This window comes from Pseudomonas sp. 44 R 15, from assembly GCF_900004965.1.
GTDB lineage: Bacteria > Pseudomonadota > Gammaproteobacteria > Pseudomonadales > Pseudomonadaceae > Aquipseudomonas > Aquipseudomonas orientalis_A.
Genome location: NZ_CVTU01000114.1, coordinates 56,187 through 71,951, shown reverse-complemented (window position 1 = coordinate 71,951; position 15,765 = coordinate 56,187). Strand labels below are relative to the sequence as shown.

Genomic DNA, 15,765 nt, shown 5'->3' with positions numbered 1-15,765 from the left:
CAATCCTCAAGTCATGCTCAAAAGATGCTGGCTAGGGTGGCGGTCAAGCCTGTATAAGAAAAACCAATATTGCTGATCGCTCATTAGGAAAACTGATGTTCGACTATAAATTGCTTTCCGCTTTGGCGGCCGTGGTGGAGCAGGCCGGCTTCGAGCGCGGCGCACAGGTACTGGGGCTGTCGCAGTCGGCCGTGTCCCAACGCATCAAGTTGCTGGAGGCGCGCGTCGGCCAGCCGGTACTGGTGCGGGCGACCCCGCCGACCCCCACCGATATTGGCCGGCGCCTGCTCAACCATGTGCAGCAGGTGCGCCTGCTGGAGCGCGACCTGCAAAGCCAGGTGCCGGCGTTGGACGAAGAGGGCATGCCCGAGCGCCTGCGCATCGCGCTGAATGCCGACAGCCTCGCCACCTGGTGGGCGCTGGCGGTCAGCGATTTCTGCAGCGAACAGCACCTGCTGCTGGACCTGGTGGTGGAAGACCAGACCGTGGGCCTCAAACGCATGCGTGCCGGTGAAGTGGCGGCCTGTATCTGCGCCAGCGAGCGCCCGGTTGCCGGCGCCCGCAGCCTGGCCCTTGGCGCCATGCGTTACCGCGCATTGGCCAGCCCCGCGTTTATAACGCGGCACTTCCCGGCCGGGGTACAGGCCGACCAATTGGCCGGTACGCCGGCACTGGTGTTCGGTCCGGATGATTTCCTGCAACACCGTTACCTGGCTTCGCTGGGTGTGACCGGCGGTTTCGAGCACCATTTATGCCCGTCATCCGAAGGCTTCATCCGCCTGATGGAAGCTGGCCTCGGCTGGGGCCTGGTGCCTGAATTGCAGGTGCGCGACGCGCTGGAAAAAGGCCTGCTGGTCGAATTACTGCCAGATAAGCCCATTGATGTGCCGCTGTACTGGCATCATTGGCGCAGTGGCGGGCACCTGTTGGGCCTGTTGACCGAGCATCTGGCCCGGGTCTGTGGGCAATGGTTGGTGCCGTTGAAGTGATGGCGTGCGTCAAGGCAACAGCGATGAAAAACGAAAGAACATGGGGTAGTGCATGAAAATTCTGGTCACCGGCGCAAGCGGCTTCATCGGCGGGCGCTTTGCGCGTTTCGCCCTGGAGCAGGGCCTGGACGTGCGGGTCAACGGGCGACGGGCCGAGGGTGTCGAGCACTTGGTACGACGCGGTGCCGAGTTTATCCAGGGTGATCTGAACGATGCCGACCTGGTGCGCACCCTGTGCCGTGACGTCGAGGCCGTGGTGCACTGTGCCGGTGCGGTCGGGCTGTGGGGCAAGTATCAGGATTTCCATCAAGGCAATGTGCTGGTCACCGAGAACGTCGTCGAAGCGTGCCTCAAGCAGCGGGTCGGGCGGTTGGTGCACCTGTCCTCGCCCTCCATCTACTTCGATGGGCGCGACCACCTGGGGCTGACCGAAGAGCAAGTCCCCAAGCGCTTCAGGCATCCCTATGCCGCGACCAAATACTTGGCGGAGCAGAAGGTGTTCGGCGCCCAGGAATTCGGCCTCGAGGTGCTGGCCCTGCGCCCGCGTTTCGTCACCGGCGCCGGTGACATGAGCATCTTCCCGCGCCTGTTGAGGATGCAGCGCAAGAACCGCCTGGCCATCGTCGGTGACGGCCTGAACAAGGTCGACTTCACCAGCGTGCACAACCTCAACGAGGCGCTGCTCAGCAGCTTGCTGGCTCCCGGTTCGGCACTGGGCAGGGCCTACAACATCAGCAACGGCACGCCGGTACCGGTGTGGGACGTGGTCAACTATGTGATGCGACAAATGGACATGCCTCAGGTCACGCGCTACCGCTCCTATGGCTTGTCCTACAGTGTGGCGGCCTTGAACGAGGCGTTCTGTGCGCTGTGGCCGGGGCGGCCGGAACCGTCGTTGACGCGCCTGGGCATGCAGGTCATGAACAAGGATTTCACCCTCGACATCAGCCGGGCGCGGCATTATCTCGATTACGAGCCCAAGGTCAGTCTGTGGAGCGCCCTCGACGAGTTCTGCCTGTGGTGGAAAGCCCAGGCTCCGGGCCACTCATAAGCCACAACCTGCAACATATCGGGAACCGAGTGGCGCAGCGCTTGTTGACCCATGCACCGGGAGCACGGTTTATACTCCCGCCGCTCGGCCCCTCGGTCGGCCATCTTATTGATTCAGGATAGATTCATGCGTAACGATGCTAAAGACGATTTCGACAACGTTCCCAGCCTGCGGGCCGATACCGGGGACGATGATGATTTCGTGCCGACAGCCGCCACCTCGGTGCGCTCGCGCACGACGCCTGTGGTCAAGGTGAAAAGGGCCAGCAACGGTCCGTTGTGGGCGTTGGTCGGCGCGTTGCTGATCGCCTTTGCGGGCCTCGCCTGGTGGAGCTTCCAGCAGATTTCCCTGATGGGCCAGCAACTGGTCGCCACCCAGGAAAGCTTTGCGCGTATCAGCGAAGAAGCGGCGGGGCGCCTGCAGGATATTTCCGGCAAGGTCGTGGCCAGCGAGGCCAATGTGAACAACGGCAGCGAAGCCCTGAAAGTGCAGATCAAACAGCTGGAAACCCAGTTGCTTGAGCAGGGCAGACAACAAGTGGGTGTGGCCGGCCAGGCCACCGAGCTGGACCAGCGCCTGGCGCAGATGAGCGCCAGCACCGCCGAACTGACGAGCGCCAATGCCAAGTTGCAGGGCCAGGTTCAGGCGCTGACCGATGCCGTTGCCACGCTCAAGGCGGCCCAAGGCGAGATCAAGGATCTGGCCAATGAGGTAGCGACCTTGAAGAAACAAGGCAATCCGGCTGCCGCCATCGCCCGACTCGAGCAGGACGTGCTGGTGCTCAAGAGTGCACAGGAAAACCAGCCCGCCAACACCGATGCGCCGACCAATAAAGAGTTCGACGTATTCCGCATCCAGACCACGCGCAATATCACCACATTGCAGAGCCAGGTGCAGAATTTGAACCAGCGCCTCAACGCGCCGGCGGCGGCCACGCCACTGGGTCAATGACTCGTTCTGTGGACTGTGAATGCAATCAAACTGTGGGAGGGGGCTTGCCCCCGATTGCGGTGTGTCAGTCACGAAAATATTGACTGATTCACCGCTATCGGGGGCAAGCCCCCTCCCACATTTGAACCCGTATTAGTCAGCTAAATCGCTGTCGCTCTCAGATTTGTCACCGCCCGGTGACATTTCTTGTCCCCTTCGTTACTTGCCACTCCCGCGCCCTTGTTTAGACTCCGGCCACCCCACAAAAAACAATAAGGGCCCCCCATGACCATGCAACCACTGCCTCCCAGCAGTTGGCTGAACGCGCCTGCCCATCACGCCTGGCTCGCGGCCGAAGGCCAGCGCCTGTTGACCTTTGCCAAGGCGTCGCGCCTGCCGGACGGCTTCGGCAATCTGGATGACACTGGCCAACTGCCGGCCGGTGCCCGCGCCGAAACCATGAACACCGCCCGCATGACCCACAGCTTCGCCATGGCCCACGCCATGGGGTTGCCCGGCTACGCCGATTTGGTGGCGCACGGCGTGGCGGCCCTGAGCGGCCCGTTGCACGATAGCGAACACGGTGGCTGGTTTGCCGCGGCCGATGCCCTTGATGGCAATACCGGCAAGGCCGCTTACCTGCATGCCTTCGTGGCCCTGGCCGCCAGCTCTGCCGTAGTGGCCGGTGCACCCGGCGCGCAGACCCTGTTGAACGATGCGGTGCATATCATCGACCAGTTCTTTTGGAGCGAGGAGGAGGGCGCCATGCTCGAATCCTTTGCCCGGGACTGGAGCGGCGTCGAAGCCTATCGCGGTGCCAACAGCAACATGCACGCTACCGAAGCCTTTCTGGCTCTCGCCGATGTCACGGGCGACACGCGCTGGCTGGACCGCGCGTTGCGGATCGTCGAACGTGTCATCCATGCCCACGCCGCCGGTAACCGCTTCATGGTGATCGAGCACTTCGATACCCAGTGGAACCCGCTGCTCAGTTACAACGAAGACAACCCCGCCGACGGTTTCCGTCCCTATGGCATCACCCCCGGCCACGGCTTCGAATGGGCGCGGCTGGTGTTGCACCTGGAAGCGGCGCGGCTGGCCGCCGGGTTGGTCACGCCACAGTGGTTGCTGACCGATGCCCAAGGGCTGTTTGCCAGTGCCTGCGAGTATGCCTGGGCGGTGGATGGCGCGCCGGGCATTGTCTACACCCTGGACTGGAACCAGCGCCCGGTCGTTCGCGAACGCCTGCACTGGACCCATGCCGAAGCCAGCGCGGCTGCCCAGGCGCTGCTCAAGCGCACTGGCCAATTGCATTACGAGACCTGGTACCGGCGGTTCTGGGAGTTTTGCGAAACCCACTTCATCGACCGGCTCCAGGGCAGCTGGCACCACGAACTCAACCCACACAACCAACCCAGCAGCAAAATCTGGGGCGGCAAGCCGGACCTGTACCATGCCTGGCAAGCGGTTGTGCTACCGGCATTACCCTTGGCACCCAGCCTGGCCAGTGCATTGGGCAGCGGATGCTATGTCACCAGCTGGTGACATTTGTGCGTCCCTTTGTTACCTGCGCCGGGAAAATCCCTGTTTAAACTCCTTGCAGCGCAAGCTCTAGACTTGCATGCATAACAACAAGAAAAGGTACTCAGATGAATGCGATTAATCGCCTCGCCGTTGCTATTTCCATGGCCTCGTTGTTTCCCCTCAGTGCATTTGCCGCCGACTCCAAAGGCACGATTGAAGTAGTGCATTGGTGGACGTCGGGCGGTGAAAAGGCGGCAGTGGATGTCCTGAAGGCCCAAGTTGAGAAAGACGGCTTCACCTGGAAAGACGGTGCAGTCGCAGGTGGCGGTGGCGCCACGGCCATGACCGTGCTGAAAAGCCGCGCGGTAGCCGGCAACCCGCCAGGCGTTGCCCAGATCAAGGGCCCCGACATCCAGGAATGGGCGTCCACCGGCCTGCTCGACACCGACGCGCTCAAAGACGTCGCCAAAGAAGAAAAGTGGGACTCCCTGCTCGACAAGAAAGTCTCCGACACCGTCAAGTACGAAGGTGACTACGTGGCCGTTCCGGTCAACATCCACCGCGTGAACTGGCTGTGGATCAACCCGGAAGTCTTCAAGAAAGCCGGCATCACCAAGAACCCGACCACCCTCGAAGAATTCTATGCCGCCGGCGACAAGCTGAAAGCAGCGGGTTTCATCGCGCTTGCTCACGGCGGCCAGCCTTGGCAGGACAGCACCGTGTTCGAAGCGGTGGTGCTCTCGGTCATGGGCGCCGATGGCTACAAGAAAGCCCTGGTCGACCTGGATAACGCTGCGCTGACCGGCCCGGAAATGATCAAGTCGCTGACTGAGCTGAAAAAGGTCGCGACCTATATGGACGTCGACGGCAAAGGTCAGGACTGGAACCTGGAGGCCGGTAAAGTCATCAACGGCAAGGCCGGCATGCAGATCATGGGTGACTGGGCCAAGTCCGAATGGACCGCCGCCAAGAAAGTCGCTGGCAAGGACTACGAGTGCGTAGCCTTCCCGGGCACCGACAAGGCCTTCACCTACAACATCGACTCCCTGGCCGTGTTCAAGCAGAAAGACAAAGGCACCGCTGCCGGTCAGCAGGACATTGCCAAAGTCGCGCTGGGTGAAAACTTCCAGAAAATCTTCAGTATCAACAAGGGCTCGATCCCGGTGCGCACTGACATGCTCACTCAAATGGACAAACTGGGCTTCGACTCCTGCGCCCAGGCCGCCGCCAAGGACTTCCTGGCCGACGCCAAGACCGGCGGACTGCAGCCAAGCATGGCGCACAGCATGGCCACCAACCTGGCGGTGCAAGGCGCGTTCTTTGACGTGGTGACTAACTACATCAACGACCCGAAAGCCGACCCGGCCGACACGGCCAAGAAATTGGGCGCTGCGATCAAGTCGGCCAAGTAACGCTGCTGCTATCTGTAGGAGCGAGCTCGCTCGCGAAAAACTCAAGGTCACCGCGTTCATCTCTATGCACGCGCTATCGTTGAAGTCCTTCGCGAACACGCTCGCTCCTGCAGGGTTCGGTTCACCTGTCAGTCCTTTTTCCCTGTACTGGATTTTCCCATGAGTTCTGTTGCTGTGTTCAGCAAGGCCTCGCCGTTCGATGCATTGCAGCGCTGGCTCCCCAAACTGGTGCTGGCGCCGAGCATGTTCATCGTGCTGGTGGGCTTCTACGGCTACATCCTGTGGACGTTCGTGTTGTCGTTCACCACCTCCACGTTTCTGCCCAACTACAAGTGGGCGGGCCTGGCGCAATACGAGCGCTTGTTCGACAACGACCGTTGGTGGGTGGCGAGCAAGAACCTGGCCGTGTTCGGCGGGATGTTCATCGGCATCACCCTGGTGATCGGTGTGACGCTGGCGATTTTCCTCGACCAGAAAATCCGCCGCGAAGGTTTCATTCGCACGATCTACCTGTACCCGATGGCGCTCTCGATGATCGTCACCGGTACTGCGTGGAAATGGCTGCTCAACCCGGGCATGGGCCTGGACAAATTATTGCGCGACTGGGGCTGGGAAGGCTTCCGTCTCGACTGGCTGATCGACCCCGACCGCGTGGTCTACTGCCTGGTGATCGCCGCTGTGTGGCAAGCCTCGGGCTTTATCATGGCGATGTTTCTGGCGGGCCTGCGTGGCGTTGATCAGTCAATCATCCGCGCCGCGCAGATCGACGGCGCGAGCCTGCCGCGCATCTACTGGAGCGTGGTGCTGCCAAGCCTGCGTCCGGTGTTCTTCAGTGCGGTGATGATCCTGGCGCACATTGCGATCAAGAGCTTCGACCTGGTGGCGGCGATGACAGCCGGCGGCCCGGGCTATTCCTCCGACCTGCCTGCCATGTTCATGTACTCGTTTACCTTCAGCCGCGGCCAGATGGGCATGGGCTCGGCCAGTGCAATCCTGATGCTCGGTGCGATCCTCGCGATCATTGTGCCGTACCTGTATTCCGAGCTGAGGACCAAGCGTAATGACTAGTCTCGCCGCTAAACCTGCCATCAGCCTGAGTCGTATCGCGATCTACGCGGTGCTGATCCTCGCGGTGCTGCTGTACCTGGTGCCGCTGGTGGTGATGCTGCTCACCAGCTTCAAGACCCCGGAAGACATCAGCACCGGCAACCTGCTGAGCTGGCCGACTGTGGTCAGTGGCATCGGCTGGGTCAAAGCCTGGGGCACCGTGGACGGCTACTTCTGGAACTCGATCAAGATCACCGTGCCGGCTGTGCTGATCTCCACGGCCATCGGCGCGTTGAACGGCTACGTCCTGTCGTTCTGGCGCTTCCGGGGTTCGCAGTTGTTCTTCGGCCTGTTGCTGTTCGGCTGCTTCCTGCCGTTCCAGACGGTGCTGCTGCCGGCCTCGTTCACCCTCGGCAAGATGGGCATGGCCAATACCACCACGGGCCTGGTGTTTGTGCATGTGGTCTACGGCCTGGCGTTTACCACGCTGTTCTTTCGTAACTACTACGTGAGCATTCCGGATGCGCTGATCAAGGCGGCTCGCCTGGACGGTGCCGGTTTCTTCACCATCTTCCGTCAGATCATTCTGCCGATGTCGACGCCGATCATCATGGTCTGCCTGATCTGGCAGTTCACCCAGATCTGGAACGACTTCCTGTTCGGCGTGGTGTTTTCCAGCGGCGACTCCCAGCCCATCACGGTGGCGCTGAACAACCTGGTCAACACCAGCACCGGGGCCAAGGAATATAACGTGGATATGGCGGCGGCGATGATCGCCGGGCTGCCGACCCTGCTGGTCTATGTGATCGCAGGCAAGTATTTCGTGCGCGGCCTCACGGCCGGCGCGGTCAAGGGGTAATCATGGCTACGCTTGAACTTCGCAATGTAAACAAGACCTATGGTGCCGGCCTGCCCGACACCTTGAAGAACATCGAACTGTCGATCAAGGAAGGCGAATTCCTGATCCTGGTCGGCCCTTCGGGTTGCGGCAAGTCCACCTTGATGAACTGCATCGCGGGCCTTGAGACCATCTCCGGCGGCGCGATCATGATCGGTGATCAGGATGTGAGCGGCATGAGCCCCAAGGACCGTGACATCGCCATGGTGTTCCAGTCCTACGCGCTGTACCCGACCATGAGTGTGCGCGAGAACATCGAGTTCGGCCTGAAGATTCGCAAGATGCCCCAGGCCGACATCGACACCGAAGTGGCGCGCGTGGCCAAGCTGCTGCAGATCGAGCATCTGCTCAACCGCAAGCCGGGCCAACTCTCCGGTGGTCAGCAACAGCGCGTGGCCATGGGCCGGGCGTTGGCGCGCCGGCCGAAGATCTACCTGTTCGACGAGCCGCTGTCGAACCTCGACGCCAAGCTGCGCGTCGAGATGCGTACCGAAATGAAGCTGATGCACCAGCGCCTGAAAACCACCACTGTCTACGTGACCCACGACCAGATCGAAGCGATGACCCTGGGCGACAAAGTGGCGGTGATGAAGGACGGAATCATCCAGCAATTCGGTACGCCGAAGGAAATTTACAACGACCCTGCTAACCTGTTTGTGGCAAGCTTTATCGGTTCACCACCAATGAACTTCGTTCCCATGCGCCTAAAACGCCAGGACGGTGTTCTGGTGGCGGTGCTCGACAGCGGCCAGGCCCGTTGCGAGTTGGCGTTGAACATGAATGACGCAGGTCTGGAAGATCGCGATGTGATCCTGGGCCTGCGCCCGGAGCAGATCGTGCTCGCGGCGGGCGAGGGCAATGGCGCGTCGAGCATTCGCGCCGAAGTCCAGGTAACCGAGCCGACCGGCCCGGACACCCTGGTGTTCGTGCAGCTCAACGACACCAAAGTCTGCTGCCGTCTGGCGCCGGACGTGGCACCGCAGGTAGGCGAGACCCTGACCCTGCAGTTCGACCCGGCCAAGGTGTTGCTGTTCGACGCCAAGACCGGTGAGCGATTGGGCACTGCTGCTTCATTGCCGGCACAGGGGCATGCCGGCAACGTGACCCAGTTCAAGGGCCGTTGAAGCATTTGTAGGCGCGAGCTTGCTCGCGAAGGTCGTTAACGATGACGCAGCGCTCCTGGTTTAGCGTGGCGCTCTCGGGTTTTTCGCGAGCAAGCTCGCTCCTACAGTACTGTGGTTAATGGTTAACTTGTTGTTTTAGCTAAAAAAAGTAAACCGCGTTAGATAAAAACAGTTTAATAACAATAAAGACGAGGATGTAGGGATGAAAAAGCAACACAACAACACTCGGCTGTTCTGCCAACTGTCAGCAGCAGCAGCCCTTGTATTGTCCGCCAATGCGATGGCGGCCGATGCGTTCAGCGCCGATTCCAAGTGGATGACCGGCGATTGGGGCGGCGAGCGTACCAAGCTGATCGAGCAAGGTATCGACATCAAGGCCGATTACGTAGGGGAAATGGGCTACAACGCCCACGGTGGCTACAACGACGACAAGACCGGTCGTTACTCCGACCAGTTCGGTCTGGGTGTAGCGCTGGACCTGCAAAAGCTGTGGGGCTGGGATAATACCCAGGCCAAGATCCAGCTCACCAACCGTAATGGCCAGAACATCTCCAACGACCGCATCGGCGACCCGCGTGCCGGCACGCTCAGTTCGTCGATGGAAGTCTATGGCCGTGGCCACATGGTGCGCCTGACCCAGTTCTGGATCCAGCACCAGATGTTCGACAACAAGCTGGACGTGAAACTCGGCTACTTCGGTGAAGGCGAGGACTTCAACACCTTCCCGTGCGACTTCCAGAACCTGTCGTTCTGTGGCTCCCAGGTCGGTAACTATGTAAACACCTGGTACAACTGGCCGGTCAGCCAGCCGGCCATCCGCGTGAAGTACAACATCACGCCTGAGTTGTATGCACAGATCGGTGCCTACAGCCAGAACCCGTCGCAGCTGGAGCACGGCAACGGCTTCAAACTCAGCGGCAGCGGTACCAAAGGTACTGTGATTCCGGTGGAATTGGTCTGGTCGCCGAAAGTCAACAACCTGCCGGGCGAATACCGCGTGGGTTACTACAAGAGCGCGGCCGATGCTCCGGATGTACGTGAAGACGTCAACGGCAACGATGCGGTCCTCACTGGCGCAAACTTGCGCACCCGCAGCAGCAAGAAAGGCTACTGGTTCGTTGCCCAACAGCAACTCACCACGCACAACGGCGACGCTACCCGTGGCCTGAACATTGCGGCCAACGCGACCTTCCACGACAAGGAAACCAACCTGGTCGACAACTACCAGTCGTTGATGCTGGTGTACAAGGGCCCATTCGACGCACGTCCAAAAGATGACGTCGGCATTGGCGTCGCGCGTCTGCATGTCAACGATGACGTGAAGAAGAACTCGCAGTTGCTCAATGCCGCCAATGGCATCAGCGACTACGACAATCCGCTTTACACGCCGATTCGCGAGACCGAGTACAACGTCGAATTGAACTACGGCTTCCACGTTACCAACTGGCTGACCGTGCGTCCTAACTTGCAGTACGTTGTCCAGCCGGGCGGCGTGGACAAAGTCGACAACGCGCTGGTAGCGGGCCTGAAGATTCAGTCTACGTTCTAACGCGGTTGCGATAAGCTCCTTCTCTCTGTGCGCATTTTGCGGGTAGCCATGGCTATCCGCTTTTTTTTGGGTGGCACTGTGATATTCGGAACCTGTGCACATGCATGAGCAACCGCTGCAACGCTTTTTCAAGTCCCTGCGCGAGCGTCCGGTGTTCGCCTGGGAGCGCTTTCAGATGCGCGATGTGTTGGTGATCGACCACCCGCTGTGCCAGGCGGTGTTCAGTCGCCAGGGCGCGCAACTGCTGCACTTTCAGCCCACCGGCCAGAAACCCTGGCTGTGGTGTGCGGCCAAATGGCCACAAGTCGGCGCGATCCGCGGCGGCGTACCGGTCTGCTGGCCGTGGTATGGCCGTCACCCCAGCGAAAACGCCTGGCCGTCCCACGGCTGGGCGCGCTTGATCGACTGGAAACTGCTCGACAGCAGCACCGATGACGATGGCGTGCGCCTGCATTGGCAGTTGCAGTTGTGCGACTGGCAGGTGGACCTGCACGCGCAATTGGGCGACACCCTGGAACTGCGCCTGAGCACCGAGCATCAGGACGAGCTGCCGTGCCAGTTGAGCCATGCTTTGCATGCTTATTGGCGTATTGGTCACGTTGACGAGGTAGCGCTGTCTGGGCTCGACGGCGCGCAGGGTTATGACCAGCTCAATCGCCAGGTTTGCCAGCAGGAGGGCGAGTTGCGCGTTGATGGCGGGTGCCAGCGGGTGTTCCAGCACGAGGGCGAATTGCAGCTCAAGGACCATGCCTGGCAGCGTGAACTGTGCATCGATACCGGCGACAGCGCCGACACGGTGGTGTGGCACCCCGGTAGCCGGCCGCTATTGGGCGTGAGTTTTAACGAAGCGTCAGGATTTGTGTGCGTGGAGTCGGCGATGGCCGGGGCGAGCCTGGCGCCCGGGGAGCGGGCGCATTTGAGTCTGCAGGCCAGGGCAGGGGTCTAGTGGTGTGGCTGATGGCCTCATCGGGGGCAAGCCCCCTCCCACTTTTGAATGGGTTCACAGATCAAATGTGGGAGGGGGCTTGCCCCCGATGAGGCCAGTAAAGCCAACACAGATGCCGGCTTAGTTGAACTCATCCCCCACCGGATACCGGCTGTCATTCAAGCTCTCTTTGATTTTGCGCAAGTGCGGCTGGAAATCCACACCACGGCGCAACGTCATGCCGGTCGCCAGCACATCCAGCACCGTCAGCTGAATGATCCGCGACGTCATCGGCATGTAGATGTCGGTGTCTTCCGGCAACGGAATGTTCAGGCTCACGGTACTGGCCTTGGCCAGCGGTGAGTTCTCGGCCGTCACCCCCAGCACCGACGCGCCGTTTTCCCGCGCGATACGCGCCACTTCCACCAACTCGCGGGTACGCCCGGTGTAGGAAATGATCACGAACAACTCACCCGTGTGGGCGACCGAGGCGATCATGCGTTGCATCAGCACGTCGGCGTGGGCGGTCACCGCCAGGTTGAAACGGAAGAATTTGTGCAGCGCGTCCATCGCCACCGGTGCCGAGGCGCCGAGGCCGAAAAAGTGGATCTGCCGCGCCTGGATCAACAAGTCCACGGCCTTGCTGATCAGGGCCGGGTCCAGGGCCTGGCAGGCGCTGTCCAGGGAGGCGATGGCGCTGCCAAAGATCTTCTGGGTGTAGGCCTCGGGGTTATCATCGGCTTCCACGGCGCGACTGACATAGGCCGCGCCACTGGCCAGACTTTGCGCCAGCTGCAATTTAAGTTCAGGGTAACCGCTGACGCCGAACGAACGGCAGAAACGGTTGACCGTCGGTTCACTGACCGAGGCGGCCTGGGCGAGGGCGGCGATCGAGAAGCGGGTGGCCTGCTGCGGGTTGAGCAGGATGACCTCGGCGACTTTTTTCTCGGCCTTGTTCAATTCTTCGAGGCGGTTCCGGATCTGTTCCAGAAGATTTCGCACGCGGTCCATTCAGTCTTTCCTTCGGGCGACGATGCAAATAAAAAGGCGGTAACCAATCGATGAGTGGCTTCTCGCGGTGGCCTATCCTACTGAGGGTAGCGGAACACCACCACTCGCAATGCGTATTGGCGGAAAATGTTGTGGTTATTACTACATTTTTCCTTGAGTGATGCCTTGAAAAAAGGTATTTGTAGCTTAACTTGATAAAAGAACAAACATCATGCCTTCGATAACCGTAGAACCCTGCACCTTTGCCCTGTTTGGCGCCTTGGGTGATCTGGCGCTGCGCAAGTTATTTCCTGCTCTCTATCAACTCGATGGCGCCGGCCTGCTGCACGAAGACACGCGCATCCTGGCCCTGGCCCGCGAAGCCGGGTCCGAGCAGCAGCACATGGCCCACATCGAACAAGAACTGCGCAAATACGTCGGCAAGGAACTCGACGAAGCCGTGGCCCAGCGTTTCCTGGCGCGCCTGGCGTATGTGCATGTCGACTTCATGAAGGCTGACGACTACGTCGGCCTTGCCGAAAAGGTCGGTAGCGAACAGCGCCTGATCGCCTACTTCGCCACTCCGGCTGCCGTCTATGGCGCGATCTGCGAGAACCTGTCCAAGGTCGGCCTGGCGGAAAACACCCGTGTGGTGCTGGAAAAACCGATTGGTTCTGACCTGGAATCCTCGCGCAAGGTCAACGACGCCGTCGCGCAGTTTTTCCCGGAAAACCGCACCTATCGCATCGACCACTACCTGGGTAAAGAGACGGTACAGAACCTGATCGCCCTGCGTTTCGCCAACAGCCTGTTCGAAACCCAGTGGAACCAGAACTACATTTCCCACGTGGAAATCACCGTGGCCGAGCAGGTCGGCATCGAAGGCCGTTGGGGCTACTTCGACAAGGCCGGCCAACTGCGCGACATGATCCAGAACCACCTGCTGCAGTTGCTCTGCCTGATCGCCATGGACCCGCCGGCCGACCTGTCCGCCGACAGCATCCGTGACGAGAAGGTCAAGGTGCTCAAGGCCCTGGCGCCGATCAGCCCGGAAGGCCTGACCACCCAGGTGGTGCGCGGCCAGTACATCGCCGGCTACAGCGCCGGTAAAGCCGTGCCGGGCTACCTGGAAGAAGAGAATTCCAACACCCAGAGCGACACCGAGACCTTCGTTGCCCTGCGCGCCGATATCCGTAACTGGCGTTGGGCCGGGGTGCCGTTCTACCTGCGCACCGGCAAGCGCATGCCGCAAAAGCTGTCGCAGATTGTCATCCACTTCAAGGAACCGTCCCACTATATTTTCGCCCCCGAGCAGCGCTTGCAGATCAGCAACAAGCTGATCATCCGCCTGCAGCCGGACGAAGGTATTTCCTTGCGTGTGATGACCAAGGAGCAGGGCCTGGACAAGGGCATGCAACTGCGCAGCGGTCCGCTGCAACTGAATTTTTCCGACACCTATCGCAGCGCACGCATCCCCGATGCCTACGAGCGTTTGCTGTTGGAAGTGATGCGCGGCAATCAGAACCTGTTTGTTCGCAAAGATGAAATCGAAGCCGCGTGGAAGTGGTGTGACCAGTTGATCGCCGGGTGGAAAAAATCCGGTGATGCGCCCAAGCCGTACGCGGCGGGTTCCTGGGGGCCGATGAGCTCGATTGCACTGATCACGCGGGATGGGAGGTCGTGGTATGGCGATATCTGAATTGAAACTGCCTCAGGGCGTCACTGCCCATGAGTACCGCACGCCCGTGTTGTTGGCGGACGGCCTGGCCACTGACGTGGCCGAGCAACTGCGCGCGGCCATCAGCGCGCGCGGCGCGGCGACATTGGTCGTGTCCGGCGGCCGCAGCCCCGTGGCGTTCTTCCAGAACCTGGCCAGGCAGGTGCTGGACTGGTCCAGGGTCACCATCACCCTGGCCGACGAGCGCTGGGTGCCGGTGGAACACGCCGACAGCAACGCCGGCCTGTTAAAGCAGCACCTGTTGCAAGGCCCGGCGGCCGAGGCCCGGTTCCTCAGCCTGTACAGCGCTGCCGCCAACCTGGAAGACGCTGCCGAGCAGGCCGATCGCCTGCTGGCCGAGTTGCCGGCGATCGATGTGCTGGTGCTGGGCATGGGCGATGACGGCCACACCGCTTCGCTGTTTCCCGACAGCCCGAACCTTGCCCAGGCCTTGCAGGCCGACGGTACCCGCCGTTGCTGGCCGATGCTGGCGCCGACCGTGCCGCACCAGCGCCTGACCATGAGTCGCGCGTTGCTGGCGACGGCCCACTACACCGTACTGTCGATTTCCGGCAGTTCGAAGTTGACCACCTTGAGCGCCGCGCTGGCCGGTGACGATGTCGCCGCCATGCCGATTCGCGCGTTTTTGCAACCTACATTAGAGATTTACTGGTGCCCATGAGCCAAGGATCAGCCGCTATGAAAAGCCCTCAACCGACCGTGTCCATGGCGGATAAAGTTGCCCTGATCGACAGCCTATGCGCCAAGGCGCGGATCCTGCCGGTGATCACCATCGCCCGTGAACAGGACATCCTGCCGCTGGCCGATGCCCTGGCCGCCGGTGGCCTGACCGCATTGGAAGTGACCCTGCGTTCCGAGTTCGGGCTCAAGGCTATCCAGGTGCTGCGCGAGCAGCGCCCTGAACTGTGCACCGGTGCCGGCACTGTGCTGGACCGTCATATGCTCGAAGCGGCAGAAGTGGCCGGCTCGCAGTTTATCGTCACCCCCGGCATCACCCGCGACCTGCTGGAAGCCTCGGTACACAGCCCGATCCCGCTGCTGCCCGGCATCAGCAACGCTTCCGGCATCATGGAAGGCTATAGCCTGGGTTATCGCCGCTTCAAGCTGTTCCCGGCCGAGGTCAGCGGCGGTGTGGCGGCGATCAAGGCCTTGGGTGGCCCGTTCGTTGAAGTGAAATTCTGCCCGACCGGCGGCGTCGGCCCGGCCAACATCAAAAACTACATGGCGTTGAAAAACGTGATGTGCGTGGGCGGTAGCTGGATGCTTGATCCCGAGTGGGTCAGGAACGGCGACTGGGCGCGCATCCAGGAAGTCACCGCCGAGGCGCTGGCGCTGCTGGATTGATCTGATTTATCGAATCGTTGTTGCTGTGCTTAACGGCATTTTTGCGGTGCACTTGGTCGGTGTACCGCTTTTTTTTGCCTGTAGATCCAGGCCACCACACATTCCAATGTGGGAGGGGGCTTGCCCCCGATGGCGGCCTCTGGGCCGACACAGGATGTTGGATCAGATCGAGTACATATCCGTTTCTGCGGTAACGGCCACTTAGGGTTCCGCCCTGACGGCGGCTCACTTTTGAAAAGCGCAA

At 60.8% G+C, this 15,765-nt stretch carries 14 protein-coding genes; 13 read left to right on the top strand and 1 reads right to left on the bottom strand.

The features are described from left to right. Nucleotides 1-95: 95 nt before the first annotated feature. From BFP93_RS22885 to BFP93_RS22840, 10 genes are all read left to right on the top strand, one after another. The gene (locus tag BFP93_RS22885; protein ID WP_065895045.1) at nucleotides 96-989 is read left to right on the top strand and encodes a LysR family transcriptional regulator ArgP; all 894 of its coding nucleotides are present in this window, start codon (nucleotides 96-98) and stop codon (nucleotides 987-989) included. A gap of 52 nt (nucleotides 990-1,041) precedes the next feature. Continuing rightward, nucleotides 1,042-2,040: an NAD-dependent epimerase/dehydratase family protein gene (locus BFP93_RS22880; protein ID WP_065895044.1), complete on the top strand. Its 999-nt coding sequence runs from the start codon at nucleotides 1,042-1,044 to the stop codon at nucleotides 2,038-2,040. Nucleotides 2,041-2,166: 126 nt separating this feature from the next. Then, nucleotides 2,167-2,991, top strand: coding sequence for an ATPase (locus BFP93_RS22875; protein WP_065895043.1), 825 nt, complete (start codon nucleotides 2,167-2,169; stop codon nucleotides 2,989-2,991). 264 nt (nucleotides 2,992-3,255) lie between these two features. Beyond that, complete coding sequence (locus BFP93_RS22870; protein ID WP_065895042.1) at nucleotides 3,256-4,515, top strand: D-mannose isomerase; 1,260 nt, start codon at nucleotides 3,256-3,258, stop codon at nucleotides 4,513-4,515. A 104-nt stretch (nucleotides 4,516-4,619) separates the two neighbouring features. Beyond that, nucleotides 4,620-5,906, top strand: coding sequence for an ABC transporter substrate-binding protein (locus BFP93_RS22865; protein WP_065895041.1), 1,287 nt, complete (start codon nucleotides 4,620-4,622; stop codon nucleotides 5,904-5,906). A 159-nt stretch (nucleotides 5,907-6,065) separates the two neighbouring features. Beyond that, nucleotides 6,066-6,974 carry a carbohydrate ABC transporter permease gene (locus BFP93_RS22860; protein ID WP_065887673.1) on the top strand — a complete coding sequence of 303 codons (909 nt, stop codon included), beginning with the start codon at nucleotides 6,066-6,068 and terminating at the stop codon, nucleotides 6,972-6,974. Beyond that, the gene (locus BFP93_RS22855) at nucleotides 6,967-7,812 is read left to right on the top strand and encodes a carbohydrate ABC transporter permease (RefSeq protein ID WP_065887675.1); all 846 of its coding nucleotides are present in this window, start codon (nucleotides 6,967-6,969) and stop codon (nucleotides 7,810-7,812) included. The genes BFP93_RS22860 and BFP93_RS22855 overlap by 8 nt, the downstream gene beginning before the upstream one ends. A gap of 2 nt (nucleotides 7,813-7,814) precedes the next feature. Continuing rightward, on the top strand, nucleotides 7,815-8,975 hold the full coding sequence (locus BFP93_RS22850) for an ABC transporter ATP-binding protein (protein ID WP_065895040.1): 1,161 nt from the start codon (nucleotides 7,815-7,817) through the stop codon (nucleotides 8,973-8,975). A 202-nt stretch (nucleotides 8,976-9,177) separates the two neighbouring features. Beyond that, nucleotides 9,178-10,524, top strand: a complete 1,347-nt coding sequence (locus BFP93_RS22845; protein WP_065895039.1) for a carbohydrate porin — start codon at nucleotides 9,178-9,180, stop codon at nucleotides 10,522-10,524. 100 nt (nucleotides 10,525-10,624) lie between these two features. Continuing rightward, nucleotides 10,625-11,470 (top strand): D-hexose-6-phosphate mutarotase, encoded by an 846-nt coding sequence (locus tag BFP93_RS22840; RefSeq protein ID WP_065887682.1) that lies wholly within the window; start codon nucleotides 10,625-10,627, stop codon nucleotides 11,468-11,470. A gap of 120 nt (nucleotides 11,471-11,590) precedes the next feature. Here the strand turns inward: BFP93_RS22840 and BFP93_RS22835 are convergent, their stop codons facing one another. Further along, a complete protein-coding gene (locus BFP93_RS22835; protein ID WP_170039859.1) occupies nucleotides 11,591-12,451 on the bottom strand; it encodes a MurR/RpiR family transcriptional regulator in 861 nt (286 codons plus the stop codon). Nucleotides 12,452-12,671: 220 nt separating this feature from the next. Between BFP93_RS22835 and zwf the strand changes: the two genes are divergently transcribed. The 3 genes from zwf to BFP93_RS22820 are packed head-to-tail and all read left to right on the top strand — an operon-like array spanning nucleotide 12,672 to nucleotide 15,521. Beyond that, nucleotides 12,672-14,138, top strand: coding sequence for a glucose-6-phosphate dehydrogenase (gene zwf, locus BFP93_RS22830; protein WP_065895038.1), 1,467 nt, complete (start codon nucleotides 12,672-12,674; stop codon nucleotides 14,136-14,138). Further along, complete coding sequence (gene pgl / locus BFP93_RS22825) at nucleotides 14,125-14,838, top strand: 6-phosphogluconolactonase (RefSeq protein WP_065895037.1); 714 nt, start codon at nucleotides 14,125-14,127, stop codon at nucleotides 14,836-14,838. The genes zwf and pgl overlap by 14 nt, the downstream gene beginning before the upstream one ends. 17 nt (nucleotides 14,839-14,855) lie before the next feature. Then, nucleotides 14,856-15,521 carry a bifunctional 4-hydroxy-2-oxoglutarate aldolase/2-dehydro-3-deoxy-phosphogluconate aldolase gene (locus BFP93_RS22820; RefSeq protein ID WP_065887687.1) on the top strand — a complete coding sequence of 222 codons (666 nt, stop codon included), beginning with the start codon at nucleotides 14,856-14,858 and terminating at the stop codon, nucleotides 15,519-15,521. The last annotated feature ends 244 nt before the right edge of the window (nucleotides 15,522-15,765 follow it).

Excerpts from the sequence above, each read along its gene's own strand:
- BFP93_RS22885 (WP_065895045.1), top strand. The coding sequence starts at position 96 with ATGTTCGACTATAAATTGCTTTCCGCTTTGGCGGCCGTGGTGGAGCAG.
- BFP93_RS22880 (WP_065895044.1), top strand. The coding sequence starts at position 1,042 with ATGAAAATTCTGGTCACCGGCGCAAGCGGCTTCATCGGCGGGCGCTTT.
- BFP93_RS22875 (WP_065895043.1), top strand. The coding sequence starts at position 2,167 with ATGCGTAACGATGCTAAAGACGATTTCGACAACGTTCCCAGCCTGCGG.
- BFP93_RS22870 (WP_065895042.1), top strand. The coding sequence starts at position 3,256 with ATGACCATGCAACCACTGCCTCCCAGCAGTTGGCTGAACGCGCCTGCC.
- BFP93_RS22865 (WP_065895041.1), top strand. The coding sequence starts at position 4,620 with ATGAATGCGATTAATCGCCTCGCCGTTGCTATTTCCATGGCCTCGTTG.
- BFP93_RS22860 (WP_065887673.1), top strand. The coding sequence starts at position 6,066 with ATGAGTTCTGTTGCTGTGTTCAGCAAGGCCTCGCCGTTCGATGCATTG.
- BFP93_RS22855 (WP_065887675.1), top strand. The coding sequence starts at position 6,967 with ATGACTAGTCTCGCCGCTAAACCTGCCATCAGCCTGAGTCGTATCGCG.
- BFP93_RS22850 (WP_065895040.1), top strand. The coding sequence starts at position 7,815 with ATGGCTACGCTTGAACTTCGCAATGTAAACAAGACCTATGGTGCCGGC.
- BFP93_RS22845 (WP_065895039.1), top strand. The coding sequence starts at position 9,178 with ATGAAAAAGCAACACAACAACACTCGGCTGTTCTGCCAACTGTCAGCA.
- BFP93_RS22840 (WP_065887682.1), top strand. The coding sequence starts at position 10,625 with ATGCATGAGCAACCGCTGCAACGCTTTTTCAAGTCCCTGCGCGAGCGT.
- zwf (WP_065895038.1), top strand. The coding sequence starts at position 12,672 with ATGCCTTCGATAACCGTAGAACCCTGCACCTTTGCCCTGTTTGGCGCC.
- pgl (WP_065895037.1), top strand. The coding sequence starts at position 14,125 with ATGGCGATATCTGAATTGAAACTGCCTCAGGGCGTCACTGCCCATGAG.
- BFP93_RS22820 (WP_065887687.1), top strand. The coding sequence starts at position 14,856 with ATGAAAAGCCCTCAACCGACCGTGTCCATGGCGGATAAAGTTGCCCTG.